The following is a 15,160-nucleotide window of genomic DNA, read 5'->3' as shown; positions in this document are numbered from 1 at the left end:
GCCCGCACCGACGCGTGGATCGCCATAGGATGAACGGTAGGCGTGCGGTTTGACGACGTTGGATTTGCCGGTGATCTTGTAGCCGGAAATCTGCACCCGCGAACTGACGTTGGAGCTTGCGTCGGCGACGTAACGCAATTTGGTGCTGTCGCGCGCGCCGTCTTCGAGATAGATGTTGAGCATGTGGTCCTCGAGCGGCACCCGCATGGTGTCGAAGAACTTCAGGAATTTGGCGGAGACCCGGAGCCTCTGGTAATGCGTGCCGTCGTCATTGTGGTATTCCTCCAGCACTTCTTTCTTGATGATGTTGCCGTCGACGACGACGAGTTTGGCACCCGGGTCGAGGGACTTTTCTCCGGTCCAGCAGAACCAGACGTAGAAGGTCGCGCTCCAGCTCGAATCCTTGATCGAGAACGTATCAATCCCATCCACATAGGTGCCCACCGAGACGGTAGGAACATTGCTTGCGGCAGCGGCGAGCGCCGATGAGGAGTCGCCTTGTTCCTTGCCGAGGCTGGACATGCGCGCCTGATGATTGAGCTCGGCCGTCACGCGGTTGTTGCGCAGAACATTCACGCTGAACAGAATGCAAATCAGATAAACCACCGCTACGGCGACGGCGATTCCGATGACGAATTTCTTCTTTTCCGGCGCCAGTTCGCGCCACGTTTTCAGATCCATTTCCCCGCCCCAAAAAAATGTGACTGATTTCGATCAGTCGTTCTGGCCAACCGCTCACCAGGTAAGTGTCGGTTTCTTGGCCGCTTGGTTGACTACGCTTTCTGTTTGAACTCGGAGCTATCCACTCTCTTTGTTGTCGGCGGTGCTTCCACGGCCGTGTCACCGAGTCCGCCATGATGAAGGATCAGTGATTACAAGAAGAATGGCTTCAGGGATTGCTGTCCTGAACGCAATGGTGATTGTCGCGTCGCTACGGATCGGCTCAACGTATTTGGCAATACGCCCCCTGAGCAGTTTTGGATTTTTGTTGATCGCAGGCGGAAACAGCGGGGTGAATAGTATCAAACAATCATTACAAGACAATTAACTCTACCGGCATTTGTAGGGCTTCTCCTTTGATCGCCTCCGATATGTGCCGAACCTTGCCAGTCCGGCATCGTTATTTTCCTCAAGGAATCAAAGTTTCCCGACAGATATATTTTTGCGCCGCTCTTAGTATGTTGCTCAGCATGGCTAGTCACCTCCAAGACAACTCTTTCGTTTGCTCATCATGAACCTGATACCGATTGGCGAAGTCTCCGCGCAGATCAACTGTGGCGCGCCGCTGCCCTGGAATGTCCGGGATGTGGAAGGGAAGTTGTTGCTGGCGCGCGGCTATCTGGTCGAGACCATGGAGATGCAGCACAACCTGTTGCGGCGAGGCGTGTTCGTGGATGCGGACGAGGTTCACGCCAGGAAGGAACAGCCGCCAATGCTGTTCGGCGCCAGCGAACGGCCGGCGGTGCCATTCGCCCAGCAGTGGGATGCGGTGGAAAGAAGATTGACCGAACTGCTCACGAATTATCTCGATGGTAAATTTCTGAGAGGTATCAGCGACGTGGAATCGATGATCGCCATCGCATCGGAAGAACATACCGACCAGACGATCTACTCGGTCATCCGCCACGACCAGGAGCGTTTCGCTTCATACGGCATCACCCATTCGATCCACGTTGCCTGCGTTTGCAGCATCCTTGCCACCCGGCTAGGTTGGTCGAAAAAGAACAAGGCGACCGTGATTAACGCGGCGTTGACGATGAATCTTTCCATCATCGCCTTGCAGGGCGAACTTGCGCGGAGCGGGGGGGGGCATTTCCCCGCCCCAAAAAAATGTGACTGATTTCGATCAGTCGTTCTGGCCAACCGCTCACCAGGTAAGTGTCGGTTTCTTGGCCGCTTGGTTGACTACGCTTTCTGTTTGAACTCGGAGCTATCCACTCTCTTTGTTGTCGGCGGTGCTTCCACGGCCGTGTCACCGAGTCCGCCATGATGAAGGATCAGTGATTACAAGAAGAATGGCTTCAGGGATTGCTGTCCTGAACGCAATGGTGATTGTCGCGTCGCTACGGATCGGCTCAACGTATTTGGCAATACGCCCCCTGAGCAGTTTTGCCGGCGTGACCGATGAGGACTGGTTGCAGGCCGTTGAGCAACATCACGAAAGTCCGGACGGGCGCGGTTACCCCTATGGGACCAAACGCGAACTCAGCGAATTGTCGCAAATGATCCGGTTCGCCGATATCTTTACGGCCAAGTATTCCGCTCGCAAGACCAGGGCATCAATGCCGCCGAGGCAGGCTGCCCAGTCGGTTTATCTGGTCAGCGACGGACATCCGATTGCATCGGCGCTGCTCAAGGAATTCGGCATCTATCCACCCGGCTGTTTTGTGCTGCTGAAAAGCGGCGAGACGGCGGTGACTATCCGGCGCGGCAACACCCCGACAGCGCCTTTGGTGGCCGTGGTGCGAGACAAGAACGGCTTGCCAATCAGGGATCCGCTGCTGCGCGAGACGGTATTGCCACAGTACGCCATTCTGCGCACGCTTCCAAATCAGTCCACGCAGTACGATACGGCCATCGAACGGTTGTTTACCTTGACGGCTGAATAGACGGTCGCCGGCAACGGCGTTGGCGGTGCACCGTTAAGCGAGGCGTTCAATCACCTGCGCATGCCGAGGCCAGGTCCGCGTGAGCAGCGCTTTGTCGGCGAGTTCGAATTCCTCGAATTCGAAACCCGGCGCCACTGTGCAACCGACGAGGGAATGGCCTTGCGGATCTGCGCATTCTGCAGCGAACCATGCGCCGGCAGGCACCAGGGCCTGGAATCCTGCGCCGTCATGGATGACGGGATTCCCCAAGTGGAGAACAGTCAGATCGCCGGCTTGTTCGAGGACATAGATGTGCAAGGGCGACCCGTCATAGAAATGCCACATCTCGTCGGACTTGATCCGGTGCCAGGCAGATCTTTCTCCTGCACCCAGCAAATAGTAGATCGCCGTTGAGGCCGAGCGGATGAGGCCGTCGCTTGCTCGCGCGACTTCCATTTCGCCACGATAGGTTTCCCTGAAGTGACCGCCCTCGGGATGCGGCTGGAGACGAAGGCGAGCGATCAGTTCTTCAGGTTTGGAAGCACGTTCATTCATATTTACCTCATCTCTGTTTGCATGCCTGAATTTGCCTGATGCGTGAATCGCTGGCAAGCGATTCACTTTGGAAATGAAATACAAATGAAAATGCCCGCATAAGCGGGCATTTGTATTTTGGCGGAGAGAGGGGGATTCGAACCCCCGATAGGCTATTAACCTATACACGCTTTCCAGGCGTGCGACTTCAACCACTCATCCACCTCTCCTGGATTCGGGTTCGCGTTCAGCGAAGCCATGCATTATAGCAAGCTTCTCAACGAAACCAAGTCTTTTCTGCAAATTTTTCAAAAAGACCATGAAAAAACCGGCAGGGCCGGCGTCCATCTTGCAACGCCCTGCCCTGCCGGCTCACCTGCAAGCGCCTTGCGGCGGCTTGGGCGGCTGGACCAAGCTTGTTACTGCGCTTCCTTCAACTGATCCAGGATAGCCGGGTTTTCCAGGGTCGAGATGTCCTGCGTGATGTCTTCGCCCTTGGCCAGCACGCGCAGCAGGCGGCGCATGATTTTGCCGGAGCGGGTCTTGGGCAGGTTGTCGCCGAAACGGATTTCCTTGGGCTTGGCGATCGGGCCGATTTCCTTGGCGACCCAGTCGCGCAGTTCCTTGGCGATGGCCTTGGCTTCGTCGCCGGTCGGGCGAGGGCGCTTCAGGACCACGAAGGCGCAGATCGATTCGCCGGTGGTTTCGTCCGGTTTGCCGACCACGGCGGCTTCGGCCACGATGGGGTTGGCGACCAGTGCCGATTCGATTTCCATCGTGCCCATGCGGTGACCGGAGACGTTCAGCACGTCGTCGATGCGGCCGGTGATGGTGAAGTAGCCGGTGTCCTTGTTGCGGATCGCGCCGTCGCCGGCGAGGTAGACCTTGCCGCCGAATTCTTCGGGGAAATAGCTCTTCTTGAAACGCTCGGGATCGTTCCAGATGGTGCGGATCATCGACGGCCATGGACGCTTGACGACCAGGATGCCGCCGGTGCCGTTAGGCAGGTCGTTGCCGGTTTCATCGACGATGGCGGCGGTGATGCCCGGCAGCGGCAGCGTGCAGGAGCCCGGCACTTGCGGGGTTGCGCCCGGCAGCGGCGAGATCATGTGGCCGCCGGTTTCGGTTTGCCAGAAAGTGTCGACGATCGGGCATTTTTCCTGGCCGATGTTTTTGTAGTACCACATCCAGGCTTCCGGATTGATCGGCTCGCCGACCGAACCCAGCAGGCGCAGCGACGACAGGTCGTATTGCTTGGGATGGATTTTTTCGTCGGCTTCGGCGGCTTTGATCAGAGAGCGGATCGCGGTCGGCGCGGTGTAGAAAATGGTGGCCTTGTGACGCTGGACCATGTCCCAGAAACGGCCGGCGTTCGGATAGGTCGGCACGCCTTCGAACACGATCTGCGTCGCGCCGGGGATGGATTTTTTCGTCGGCTTCGGCGGCTTTGATCAGAGAGCGGATCGCGGTCGGCGCGGTGTAGAAAATGGTGGCCTTGTGACGCTGGACCATGTCCCAGAAACGGCCGGCGTTCGGATAGGTCGGCACGCCTTCGAACACGATCTGCGTCGCGGGACTGCCAGCGGGCCGTAGGCGATGTAGGTGTGGCCGGTGATCCAGCCGATGTCGGCGGTGCACCAGTAGATGTCGTCGGGCTTGATGTCGAAGGTCCACTTCATCGTCAGCACGGCCCACAGCAGGTAGCCGCCGGACGCGTGTTGCACGCCCTTCGGTTTGCCGGTGGAGCCGGAGGTGTAGAGGATGAACAGCGGATGTTCGGCGTCGACCCATTCAGGTTCGCAGGCGTCGGGCTGGTTGGCGACGACATCGTGCAGCCACAGGTCGCGACCTTCGACCCAGTTGATCGGCGCCGGCGCGCTTGTAGACGACCACGTTCCTGATGGTGTCGCAGCCGCCCATGGCGAGTGCTTCGTCGACGATGGATTTAAGCGGCAATTGCTTGCCGCCGCGCACCTGGTAGTCGGCGGTGATGACGGCGACTGCGCCGGCGTCGATCACGCGCTCTTGCAGCGATTTGGCGGAGAAGCCGCCGAACACCACCGAGTGCGTGGCGCCGATGCGGGCGCAGGCTTGCATGGCGGCGACGCCTTCGACCGACATCGGCATGTAGATGACGACGCGGTCGCCTTTCTTGACGCCGAGCGACTTCAGGCCGTTGGCGAAGTGGCAGACTTTCTTGTGCAGTTCGCGATAGGTGACGCGGGTGACCTTGGCGTCGTCGGATTCGAAGATGACGGCGGTCTTGTCGGCGTTGCCGTTGTCGAGGTTGACGTCGAGGCAGTTGTACGAGACGTTGATCTTGCCGTCTTCAAACCATTTGTAGAACGGTGCGTCGGCTTCGTTCAGGGTCTTGGTGAAGGGTTTGTTCCACTGCAGGTTTTCACGCGCGAGGCGGGCCCAGAAGCCTTCGTAGTCGCGCTCTGCTTCGGCGCACAAGGCGTTATAGGCGTCCATGCCGGACACGGCGGCGTTCTTGACGAACTCGGCCGGTGGAGCGAATACACGGTTTTCCTGCTTGAAGGTTTCGATGTCTGCCACGATTAGTCTCCTGCGATTAATGATTTTTGCTTTTTGCAAAACATAGGCGTGTTCACTTACTCAGTCCTTACACATTCTGAATTGATCGGGGCGGGGAAGGCCGCTGCGCAAGGTCTTGCGCTGTATCCAAGGGTCTGACCACAAGGACGCTGCGAAGTTTGCAGAGCGGTATTGCCTAAGTGCATTATCGCATCTGCGGCCGTCCTCAGCAGAGCGCCTGCAGCCAGCAACGCAGCAAGGGAGTGTAAAATAGCGGCCTGAATTCGCTCGCCTGAATGCATCCGATATCCGCATGCGATGCACGCAAGCCGCCGTGACGCAAGGCCGACAGCCTGCTCACATCACTGTTTTATTCTGAGATCCGCGCCAATGAAAGACACTCGCTCCACGCCTTCCGGTAAAAAGATCGGCATCCTGCCCAATCTGATTTTCATGAGCCGGTGGCTGCAGCTGCCTTTGTACCTCGGCCTGATCCTGGCGCAGTGCGTCTACGTCTATCATTTCTGGGTCGAGCTGAGCGACCTGATCGGCGCCGCGCTGGGCAATGCGGCGTCGCTGGAACACATCCTCGACGCGGTCGCCATCGAGGGCGCGCTGCGTCCCGACAAGCTCAACGAGCAGACCATCATGCTGGTGGTGCTGGCGCTGATCGACGTGGTGATGATTTCGAACCTGCTGATCATGGTGATCGTGGGCGGCTACGAAACCTTCGTCTCGCGCATGAACCTGGAAAGCCATCCCGACCAGCCCGAGTGGCTGTCGCACGTGAACGCCTCGGTGCTGAAGGTCAAGCTGGCGACGGCGATCATCGGCATCTCGTCGATCCATCTGCTCAAGACCTTCATCAACGCCAACCTGTACGACGTCAAGACCTTGCTGGCGCAGACCGGCATTCATATCACTTTCCTGTTGTCGGCCATGGCGATCGCCTATTGCGACCGGCTCATGAGCCATCCGGCGATTCCATCGGAGCCGCCGGAACCGCACTGACCGCAATCTTTCCGCATTTTTCATTCAACCCCGAGAGAACCAGCCATGACCATCATCAAGCAAGACGATCTCATCGAATCCGTGGCCGCCGCGCTGCAATACATCAGCTATTACCATCCGGTGGATTACATCCAGCATCTGGCGCGCGCCTATGAGCTGGAGCAAAACCCCGCCGCCAAGGATTCCATCGCCCAGATCCTGACCAACTCGCGCATGTGCGCCGAAGGCAAGCGCCCGATCTGCCAGGACACCGGCATCGTCAACGTATTCCTGAGGATCGGCATGGGCGTGCGTTTTGAAGGTTTCGGCAGCGGCTCCATTGCCGACGCCGTCAACGAAGGCGTGCGCCAGGGTTACAGCCATCCGGACAACGTGCTGCGCGCGTCCATCGTGGCCGACCCGCAATTCGACCGCAAGAACACCAAGGACAACACCCCGGCCGTGATCCACATGGAACTGGTGCCGGGCAACACCGTTGACGTGCGCATCGCCGCCAAGGGCGGCGGTTCCGAGAACAAGACCAAGTTCGTCATGCTGAACCCTTCCGACTCGCTGGTGGACTGGGTCCTCAAGACCGTGCCGACCATGGGCGCCGGCTGGTGTCCGCCGGGCATGCTCGGCATCGGCAGAAGGCCATGCTGATGGCCAAGGAAGTGCTGATGGACGACATCGACATGTACGAACTGAAGCAACGCGGTCCGCAAAACAAGACCGAAGAACTGCGCATCGAACTGTGCGACAAGGTCAACGCGCTCGGTATCGGCGCACAAGGCCTGGGCGGCCTGACCACCGTGCTCGACGTCAAGATCGCGATGTATCCGACCCACGCCGCGTCCAAGCCGGTCGCGATGATTCCGAACTGCGCGGCAACCCGCCACGGCCACTTCGTGCTGGACGGTTCCGGCCCGGCCTACATGGATCCGCCGTCGCTGTCCGAATGGCCTGAAGTGCACTGGGTGCCGGACACCGAAAAGTCGAAGAGCGTCAACCTCGACACCTTGACCAAGGAAGAAGTCGCCTCGTGGAAGCCGGGCCAGACCCTGCTGCTGAACGGCAAGATGCTGACCGGCCGCGATGCCGCGCACAAGCGCATCCAGGAAATGCTGGCCAAGGGCGAGAAGCTGCCGGTCGACTTCACCAACCGCGTGATCTATTACGTCGGTCCGGTCGATCCCGTGCGCGACGAAGTGGTTGGTCCTGCCGGTCCGACTACCGCAACGCGCATGGACAAGTTCACCGACATGATGCTGGAGCAGACCGGCCTGATCTCCATGATCGGCAAGTCGGAACGCGGCCCGACCGCCATCGAGGCGATCAAGAAGCACAAGTCGGCCTACCTGATGGCGGTCGGCGGTTCGGCCTACCTGGTGTCGAAGGCGATCAAGTCGGCCAAGGTGCTGGGTTTTGCCGACCTGGGCATGGAAGCGATCTACGAGTTCGACGTCAAGGACATGCCGGTGACGGTGGCGGTCGATTCCAACGGTATCTCGGTGCACAACACCGGCCCTGCCGAGTGGAAGGAAAAGATCGCGACCAACACTGCGCTGAGCAAGATTGCGGTCACGACTGCATGATGATGCGTGCCCCGAAGCCGCAAGCGGGAGTCGCTCGCCGATGACCGCTGCAGCTTCACCAGCAACACCGATGCCGATGCCGATGGACCTTCACACGCATTGTGACGCGCCCATCGGCATTTTCGATTCCGGCATCGGCGGCTTGTCGGTGCTGCGCCACGTGCGCGCGGCCTTGCCGCAGGAGCATCTGCTGTACTTTGCCGATTCAGGCTATGCGCCCTACGGCGACAAGGGCGAGCAGCAGATCGTCGAGCGCTCGCTGGCGATTGCCGGCTTCCTGATCGGGCAGGGCATCAAGGCCTTGGTGGTGGCGTGCAATACCGCGACCGCGGCGGCGATCCAGGCGATCCGTGTGCAGTGGCCTGAACTGATCGTGGTCGGCATCGAGCCCGGCCTCAAGCCGGCAGCCTTGCACAGCAAGAGCGGCGTGGTCGGCGTACTGGCCACGCGCAGCACTTTGGCGAGCGCGCGCTTCATCGCCTTGCGCGAGCAGATCGCCACGGTCGGCAAGGTGCAGTTCATTTCGCAGGCCTGCGTCGGCCTGGTCGATCAGATCGAGAAGGGCGAGTTGCAGTCGCCGGCCACTGCGGCGCTGGTGGATCGCTATGTCATGCCGCTGATTGCACAGGGCGCCGATACGCTGGTGCTGGGCTGCACGCATTATCCGTTCGCGCGCGAGCTGATCGAGTCGGCGGCACGGCATGGCGGATGCGCCGCGCCGGTCATCATCGATACCGGCGAAGCGGTGACGCGGCAATTGAGCCGCTTGCTGGAGGCGAAGGCGCTGATGCGCCACACTGATGGCGGCAATCTGCTGGCTTACACCACCGCCGGCGTAAGCACCTTGTCGACAGCCCTGACGAATCTGTTGAAGATGGAAGCAGAAGTACGCCAGATCGCGACGAATTAGCACCGCCGCCCGGGGATTCCGGCAAATTGCATGGCGGTGACTATTTCATTTGCCAGAAGCCGTACAGTTTTGTATAATCTTTTGCTTCACTGACTCAAGGCAGTAATTCAGGTCTTGGTCATGCAGTGGTGGCTGTAGCTCAGTTGGTAGAGTCCAGGATTGTGATTCCTGTTGTCGCGGGTTCGAGCCCCGTCAGCCACCCCAGTTTGAACAGCAGCAAAAGTAATAAAATAAATAAGCAAGGCCCGCATTCAGCTGGGCCTTTTTTATTTTCCGGACGGTTCTTATTCTTAAGTTCTCATCCCTTACTTTCCCGCTCGTTTTGTTGCTTCCTCTTCTTTTTCCTGCCTCGCCGCCATGAAGCGCGGCAAACTCATCTCGATCCAGTCGGTCAGCGTTTCGATGCGCTGCGCCGCTTCCTGCCCCAGCGGCGACAGCGTGTAGTCGACGTGCGGCGGCACCACGTCATACGACTTGCGAATCACCAGGCCGTCGCCTTCCAGTTCCTGCAGCGTCTGCGCCAGCATCTTTTCGCTGACGCCGCCGACCTTGCGGCGCAGGTCGCTGAAGCGATGCGTGCCGCCTAGCAGGGCGACCAGCAACAGCACGCCCCAGCGGCTGGTGAGGTGCTTCAATACGCTGCGCGACGGACAATCGGCGGCAAACAACTCGCCGCGCTGCATGCGGTCCTTCAGCGATACGTGGCCGGTGAGGGGGTCTCGTGTATTCATGGCGACTATTTTACACTAACCTTTTTGTGCGTACTTACTAAAAGTTAGTGTATCCGATAAGCTGCAATTTCTTTCACTTCACCTCACAGGAAATTGTCATGATCGTCGTCACCGGAGCCACCGGCCAATTGGGCCGTCTCGTCATTGCAGCGTTGTTGAAAACCGTCCCCGCAGCCAATATCGTCGCCGCCGTGCGCAGCCCGGAAAAAGCCGCCGACCTGGCCGCGCTCGGCGTGCAAGTGCGCCGCGCTGACTACACCGACGCGGCCAGCCTCGACGCCGCGCTGCAGGGCGCAGAAAAAGTCCTGCTGATTTCTTCCAGCGAAATCGGTTCGCGCCTGGCGCAGCATCGCGCCGTCATCGACGCCGCCAAGCGCGCCAACGTCAAGTTGCTGGCCTACACCAGCGTGCTGCGCGCCGACAGCTCCACGCTCGGCCTGGCTGCCGAACACGAGCAAACCGAACAGGCTATCAAGGATAGCGGCGTGCCGGCGACCATCCTGCGCAACGGCTGGTACCACGAGAACTACACCGCCGGCCTGCCCACGGCAGTGGCCAACGGCGCCATCGTCGGCAGCGCCGGCGACGGTCGCATCTCCTCGGCTGCGCGCAGCGACTATGCCGAAGCAGCAGCGGCCGTGTTGAGCGGCAGCGGTCATGCAGGCAAGACGTATGAGCTGGCCGGCGATGGCGCCTACACGCTGAGCGAGCTGGCGGCGGAAGCGGCGCGCCAGTCGGGCAAACCGGTGGAATATCGCAACATCCCGGAAGCCGACTACAAGACTGCGCTGCTCGGCTTCGGTTTGCCGGAAGTGATCGCCGTCCTGCTGTCGGACTCGGATGCGGCGGCAGCGAAGGGCGCCTTGTTCGACGATGGCCGGCAGTTGTCGGCGCTGATCGGCCGTCCGACCACGTCTCTGTCGGCATCGGTCGAGACTGCCTTGAACAAAGGCTGATTCACTTTCTTGCCGTGAAATGAAAAGGGCCCCTCGCCATGCGGAATAGCGAGGGACTCTTTTTACCTGCACAAAAATCAGTGCGGAAGATTACTTGTGGCGCGACGACACTTCCCACAAATTGAGGTGACCGTCCTGCGCCTGCTTGTCGATGGCGGCCAGTTCGCCGGCGCTGAAGCTCAGCTTGTCCAGCGCTGCGACGTTCTCGCGGATCTGCTTGCTGCTGCTGGCGCCGATCAGTGTGGTCGTCACGCGCGGATCGCGCAGCACCCAGGCCAGCGCCATCTGCGCCAGCGTTTGGCCGCGCGCCTTGGCGATGTCATTGAGCGCACGCACGCGCTGCAGGTTTTCTTCGCTCAGGTGATCGCTCTTGAGCGAGCCTCCGCCGGCGCGATTGATGCGTGCATCTTCCGGAATGCCGTTGAGGTACTTGTCGCTCAGCAGGCCCTGCGCCAGCGCCGTGAAGGTAATGCAGCCCATGCCCTGGCGTTCCAGTTCATCGAGCAGACCTTGCTCGATCCAGCGGTTGAACATGTTGTACGACGGCTGATGGATCAGGCAGGGCACCTTCCATTGCTTGAGCAGTTCGGCGGCTTCCCTGGTTTTCTCGGGCGAATACGATGACACCCCGACATACAGCGCCTTGCCTTGTTGCACGGCGGTCGCCAGCGCGCCCATGGTCTCTTCCAGCGGCGTCTCGGGGTCGAAGCGGTGCGAGTAGAAGATATCGACGTAGTCCAGGTTCATGCGCTTCAAGCTCTGGTCCAGGCTGGCCAGCACGTATTTGCGCGAGCCGCCGCCCTGGCCGTAGGGACCGGGCCACATGTCCCAGCCAGCCTTGGTCGAGATGATCAGTTCATCGCGATAGGGCTGGAAATCCTGTTTGAAGAGATGGCCGAAATTGGCTTCCGCACTGCCGTACGGCGGCCCGTAATTGTTGGCCAGGTCGAAATGCGTGATGCCCAGATCGAAGGCGGTGCGCAGCATTTCGCGCTGGGTCGCCAGCGGCGTGGTGTCGCCGAAGTTGTGCCACATGCCCAGCGACAGCAGCGGCAATTTGAGGCCGCTGCGGCCGCACTGGCGGTATTGCATGGTTTCGTAACGGGTATTGGATGCGTGATAGGTCATGGATGTGTCTCCTTGTTTGATCGGGTTTTGCTTGCTTGTTTTTTCGTTCGGTCGTTTCAGCGCCGGCCTCAGCGCTCGCGATTGCTGACTTGCTGACGATGACCATCACTTCGGGCTGGACGCTGCCGGTGCTTCTGGTCCTGTGCCCAGGACACCTTTGTGTCATATGCTCACCCGAGCATCATATTCTTCATCTCCGGAAAGATCATCATGCAATGTCTCGTCATCCGCCATCTCGCCTTTGAAGACCTCGGCAACGTTGATCCTCGACGTGCGGTTTGCCGCCGTCAGACGATATCTCATAAACGCGCATCGGGTGAACTCTGAAATCCCGCACATGTCTGCACTGACAGGTCATTCCTTTTCATCGTGGAGCGGCAGACATGGCAAAGATCCGTATCGGCATTTCCGGCTGGCGCTATGCGCCGTGGCGCGGCGGCTTTTATCCTGAAGACCTGGCGCAGGCCGACGAACTGCAATTCGCATCGCGCGTCTTGCCGTCGATCGAACTCAACGGCTCCTTCTACGCCTTGCAGCGGCCGCAGAGTTACGCCGCCTGGTATGACGCGACGCCGCCGGGCTTCATGTTCAGCATCAAGGGAAACCGTTTCATCACCCACATCCAGCGCCTGCGCGATATCGAGGGGCCGCTTGCCAATGTGTTCGCCTCCGGCGTGTTCAACCTCAAGGAAAAACTGGGCCCGTTCCTGTGGCAATTCCCGCCGAGTTTTCGTTACGATGCCGAACTGGTGGAGCACTTCCTCAGCCTGCTGCCGCACGACACGGAGGCAGCGCTGGAACTGGCGCAGCAGTGTGAACCGCGCATGAAGGAACGCAGCCTGCTCGCGATCGACAAGAAGCGCACAATGCGCCACGCCATGGAGATTCGCCACGAGAGTTTTATTGACGAAGGTTTCATCGCGCTGCTGCGCAAATATAACGTCGCGCTGGTGGTGGCCGACACCGCCGGCAAGTGGCCTTATCTGGAAGACGTCACCGCCGATTTCATGTACCTGCGCCTGCACGGCGACAAGGAATTGTACGCCAGCGGCTACACCAAGCCGGCGCTGGAGCGCTGGGCCCGGCGCATCGAGGCCTGGAGCAAAGGAGGGCAGCCGAAGGACGCACAATGCGCCTCCGCGAGCCAGCCGAAAGCGCGTAAGAGCAGGGATATTTATTGTTATTTCGATAACGATATCAAGGTCAAGGCACCGTTCGATGCGAGGCGTCTGATTGCGCGCCTGGGACTCGAAAAAGAGCTCGCTCCGCTGACAGAAAACTGACAAAAAATTCACTGCGGAAACACTGTCGAAATATGCCTTGGTATGTTGTAAAGATTTGTTGTGAAGCGCTCAAAAATGTCGCTTAATGTCGGCTGTCCGACGCAAAAAATAATCATCGCAACATCGCGGCGGACAAAAAGTCTTGGGGGGAATCCAAGCAAAAATCGCAAAAATGAATTCCGGCAATGCTCATGGTTGCGGGTGTTTTGCGTGACGAGTCATAACAACGATTAACTACTCGGCTGGAGAATTACATGACATCCCTTTTGGTCGGTACAGGCGCGGGTTTGTTCGGCGCGGTCATCCTCTGGCTGCGCTACGGTCACAAACTGCGTGAAGAAGTGCCGGTGTCGGACTTCCAGCGCAAGCTCAATTTCATCCGCGACGTCTGCGACGGCAACCTCACAAAATCCAGCGCGCTGCTGACCGAAAAGATGGCGCTCGACACTACGCTGTCGTATGAGCAGGCGGTCGAACGCGTGTATCTCGACATGCTTGAACTCACCAACGAAGAACGCGCCGCGGTTCTGAAGCATGGCGAACGCCGCAAGGCTCGCCGTGCCAAGTCGCACCCTGATGCTTCCGAATCCGCAATGCAATAGCCATCCATAAATAACGCAATAAGCAATGCTTGTTGCACATGCGGTTTTGTAATTTGCAAACTCGCTATTGATTGTTGGGCGCCGGCTGGGCTGGCGCTATAGTGGAAACCTTGTTTTCATCATCGGGAAATCCACCGGGTACATTGCGCATAGTCCAGGCAATTGCAGTTCCCGACGACCGTCCAATCCAACTATGCATATCGTCATCGGCGCCGGCGTGATCGGCGCTTCCGTCGCTTATCATCTGGCGCGCGCAGGTGCGCCCGTCACCGTCATCGACGCCGGCCGCATCGGCGGCGGCACCAGCGGCAGCAGTTTCGCGTGGGTCAATTCTCACAACAAGGCGCCGCGCGCCTATCACGATCTCAACGTCGCCGGCATGCGTGCGCATGCCGCCTTGCGCGAATGCTTCGGCGACGCGCCGTGGTGGCACGGCGGCGGCACCGTCGAATGGGAAAGCATCGCGCCCGAGGCCTACCGCGCCAAGGTGGCGCTGCTGCAATCGTGGGGCTACACCGCCGAGTGGCTCGATCACGCCGCCCTGCATGCGCTGGAGCCGGACATCAACCTTGGCGCCGTCGGCGATGCGCCGGTGGCTTTTTTCCCCGACGACGGATGGGTCGATCCGGTCGTCTACAGCCACGCGCTATTGACCGAAGCGAAGCGTCTTGGCGCACAAGTATTTCAACATCTTGCGGTGACGGCAATTCGTCGCCAAGGCAGTCGAGTAACCGGCGTCACTACCGCCGATGGCGCGACGCACGATGCCGACGTGGTCGTCAACGCCACCGGCCGCTGGGCCGACCAGTCGGCGTTGCCGCTTGACTTGCGCATTCCGCTGGCGCCGTCGGCGGGCCTGATGCTGTTCACACCGCCGCTGGCGCATGGCGTGCAGCGCGTGATCTTTTCGCCGCGCGTGCATATCCGTCCCGACGGCGCCGGGCGCCTGCTGATCTGCCGCAACGATCTTGAGGTGACGGCCGACGCTGAACTCGATCGCTGTTCGCCGGAAGTGACCGGGTTGCTCGCCGCAGCGCGCGAGGTATTGCCGCTGCTGCGCCACGTCGATGCCGAAGCCTTACGCGTGGGCGTGCGTGCCATTCCGGCGGACCAATTTCCTGCGGTCGGACCGTCGCCCGGCACCAAGGGATATTACAGCGTGGTCACGCACAGCGGCGTGACGCTGGCGCCTTTCCTGGGTGAAGCAGTCGCCGAGGAAATCCTCAACAACACCGTGCGGCCCGAGCTGGCAAGCTTCCGGCCGCAACGCTTCTTTTCCTGACTTTTTCTGATGCCTCATCCACA

12 protein-coding genes, 2 tRNA genes and 3 pseudogenes are annotated in these 15,160 nt (G+C 59.7%); 10 read left to right on the top strand and 7 right to left on the bottom strand.

The features are described from left to right. A partial coding sequence (locus HLUSI_RS0123905) for a hypothetical protein (protein WP_016836338.1) occupies positions 1-681 on the bottom strand: 681 nt, incomplete at its 3' end. A 550-nt stretch (positions 682-1,231) separates the two neighbouring features. On the opposite strand from HLUSI_RS0123905, the gene HLUSI_RS0123900 reads away from it, so the two are divergent. Continuing rightward, positions 1,232-1,840, top strand: coding sequence for an HD-GYP domain-containing protein (locus HLUSI_RS0123900; RefSeq protein ID WP_157137992.1), 609 nt, complete (start codon positions 1,232-1,234; stop codon positions 1,838-1,840). Between the two features lie 205 nt (positions 1,841-2,045). Then, a complete protein-coding gene (locus HLUSI_RS0123895; RefSeq protein ID WP_157137991.1) occupies positions 2,046-2,609 on the top strand; it encodes an HD-GYP domain-containing protein in 564 nt (187 codons plus the stop codon). 33 nt (positions 2,610-2,642) lie between these two features. Here the strand turns inward: HLUSI_RS0123895 and HLUSI_RS0123890 are convergent, their stop codons facing one another. From HLUSI_RS0123890 to HLUSI_RS32055, 4 genes and pseudogenes are all read right to left on the bottom strand, one after another. Then, positions 2,643-3,143, bottom strand: coding sequence for a cupin domain-containing protein (locus tag HLUSI_RS0123890; protein WP_016836336.1), 501 nt, complete (start codon positions 3,141-3,143; stop codon positions 2,643-2,645). Positions 3,144-3,261: 118 nt separating this feature from the next. Next, positions 3,262-3,352: transfer RNA gene (locus tag HLUSI_RS0123885), tRNA-Ser, on the bottom strand. A 189-nt stretch (positions 3,353-3,541) separates the two neighbouring features. Further along, positions 3,542-4,537, bottom strand: a pseudogene (locus tag HLUSI_RS32060) (AMP-binding protein); the annotation flags it as partial. Between the two features lie 159 nt (positions 4,538-4,696). Beyond that, positions 4,697-5,681, bottom strand: a pseudogene (locus HLUSI_RS32055) (AMP-binding protein); the annotation flags it as partial. Between the two features lie 369 nt (positions 5,682-6,050). Here HLUSI_RS32055 and HLUSI_RS0123875 point away from each other — a divergent pair. From HLUSI_RS0123875 to HLUSI_RS0123860, 4 genes and pseudogenes are all read left to right on the top strand, one after another. Next, positions 6,051-6,671 (top strand): YqhA family protein, encoded by a 621-nt coding sequence (locus tag HLUSI_RS0123875; RefSeq protein WP_016836335.1) that lies wholly within the window; start codon positions 6,051-6,053, stop codon positions 6,669-6,671. A 45-nt stretch (positions 6,672-6,716) separates the two neighbouring features. Further along, a pseudogene (locus HLUSI_RS30410) lies at positions 6,717-8,245 on the top strand (fumarate hydratase). A gap of 40 nt (positions 8,246-8,285) precedes the next feature. Next, the gene (gene murI, locus HLUSI_RS0123865) at positions 8,286-9,155 is read left to right on the top strand and encodes a glutamate racemase (protein WP_157137990.1); all 870 of its coding nucleotides are present in this window, start codon (positions 8,286-8,288) and stop codon (positions 9,153-9,155) included. Positions 9,156-9,283: 128 nt separating this feature from the next. Next, a tRNA-His gene (locus tag HLUSI_RS0123860) sits at positions 9,284-9,359 on the top strand. 101 nt (positions 9,360-9,460) lie between these two features. Here the strand turns inward: HLUSI_RS0123860 and HLUSI_RS0123855 are convergent. Beyond that, positions 9,461-9,886 carry a winged helix-turn-helix transcriptional regulator gene (locus tag HLUSI_RS0123855; RefSeq protein ID WP_029363960.1) on the bottom strand — a complete coding sequence of 142 codons (426 nt, stop codon included), beginning with the start codon at positions 9,884-9,886 and terminating at the stop codon, positions 9,461-9,463. Between the two features lie 98 nt (positions 9,887-9,984). Between HLUSI_RS0123855 and HLUSI_RS0123850 the strand changes: the two genes are divergently transcribed. Further along, entirely contained in the window at positions 9,985-10,842 is an 858-nt protein-coding gene (locus HLUSI_RS0123850) for an SDR family oxidoreductase (RefSeq protein WP_016836332.1), read from the top strand. Positions 10,843-10,932: 90 nt separating this feature from the next. Here the strand turns inward: HLUSI_RS0123850 and mgrA are convergent, their stop codons facing one another. Continuing rightward, entirely contained in the window at positions 10,933-11,970 is a 1,038-nt protein-coding gene (gene mgrA / locus HLUSI_RS0123845) for an L-glyceraldehyde 3-phosphate reductase (RefSeq protein WP_016836331.1), read from the bottom strand. A 383-nt stretch (positions 11,971-12,353) separates the two neighbouring features. Here mgrA and HLUSI_RS0123835 point away from each other — a divergent pair, with 383 nt between their 5' ends. The 3 genes from HLUSI_RS0123835 to HLUSI_RS0123825 all read left to right on the top strand — a co-directional run bounded on the left by HLUSI_RS0123835 (position 12,354) and on the right by HLUSI_RS0123825 (position 15,137). Then, positions 12,354-13,253 (top strand): DUF72 domain-containing protein, encoded by a 900-nt coding sequence (locus HLUSI_RS0123835; RefSeq protein ID WP_016836329.1) that lies wholly within the window; start codon positions 12,354-12,356, stop codon positions 13,251-13,253. A 254-nt stretch (positions 13,254-13,507) separates the two neighbouring features. Beyond that, positions 13,508-13,855, top strand: coding sequence for a hypothetical protein (locus tag HLUSI_RS0123830; protein WP_040503847.1), 348 nt, complete (start codon positions 13,508-13,510; stop codon positions 13,853-13,855). A 193-nt stretch (positions 13,856-14,048) separates the two neighbouring features. Beyond that, the gene (locus tag HLUSI_RS0123825) at positions 14,049-15,137 is read left to right on the top strand and encodes an NAD(P)/FAD-dependent oxidoreductase (RefSeq protein WP_016836327.1); all 1,089 of its coding nucleotides are present in this window, start codon (positions 14,049-14,051) and stop codon (positions 15,135-15,137) included. Positions 15,138-15,160 lie beyond the last annotated feature (23 nt).

Source organism: Herbaspirillum lusitanum P6-12, from assembly GCF_000256565.1.
GTDB classification, from domain to species: domain Bacteria; phylum Pseudomonadota; class Gammaproteobacteria; order Burkholderiales; family Burkholderiaceae_D; genus Herbaspirillum; species Herbaspirillum lusitanum.
Note: the sequence above shows the minus strand (reverse complement) of the source record. Positions and strands in the feature narration are given on the sequence as shown.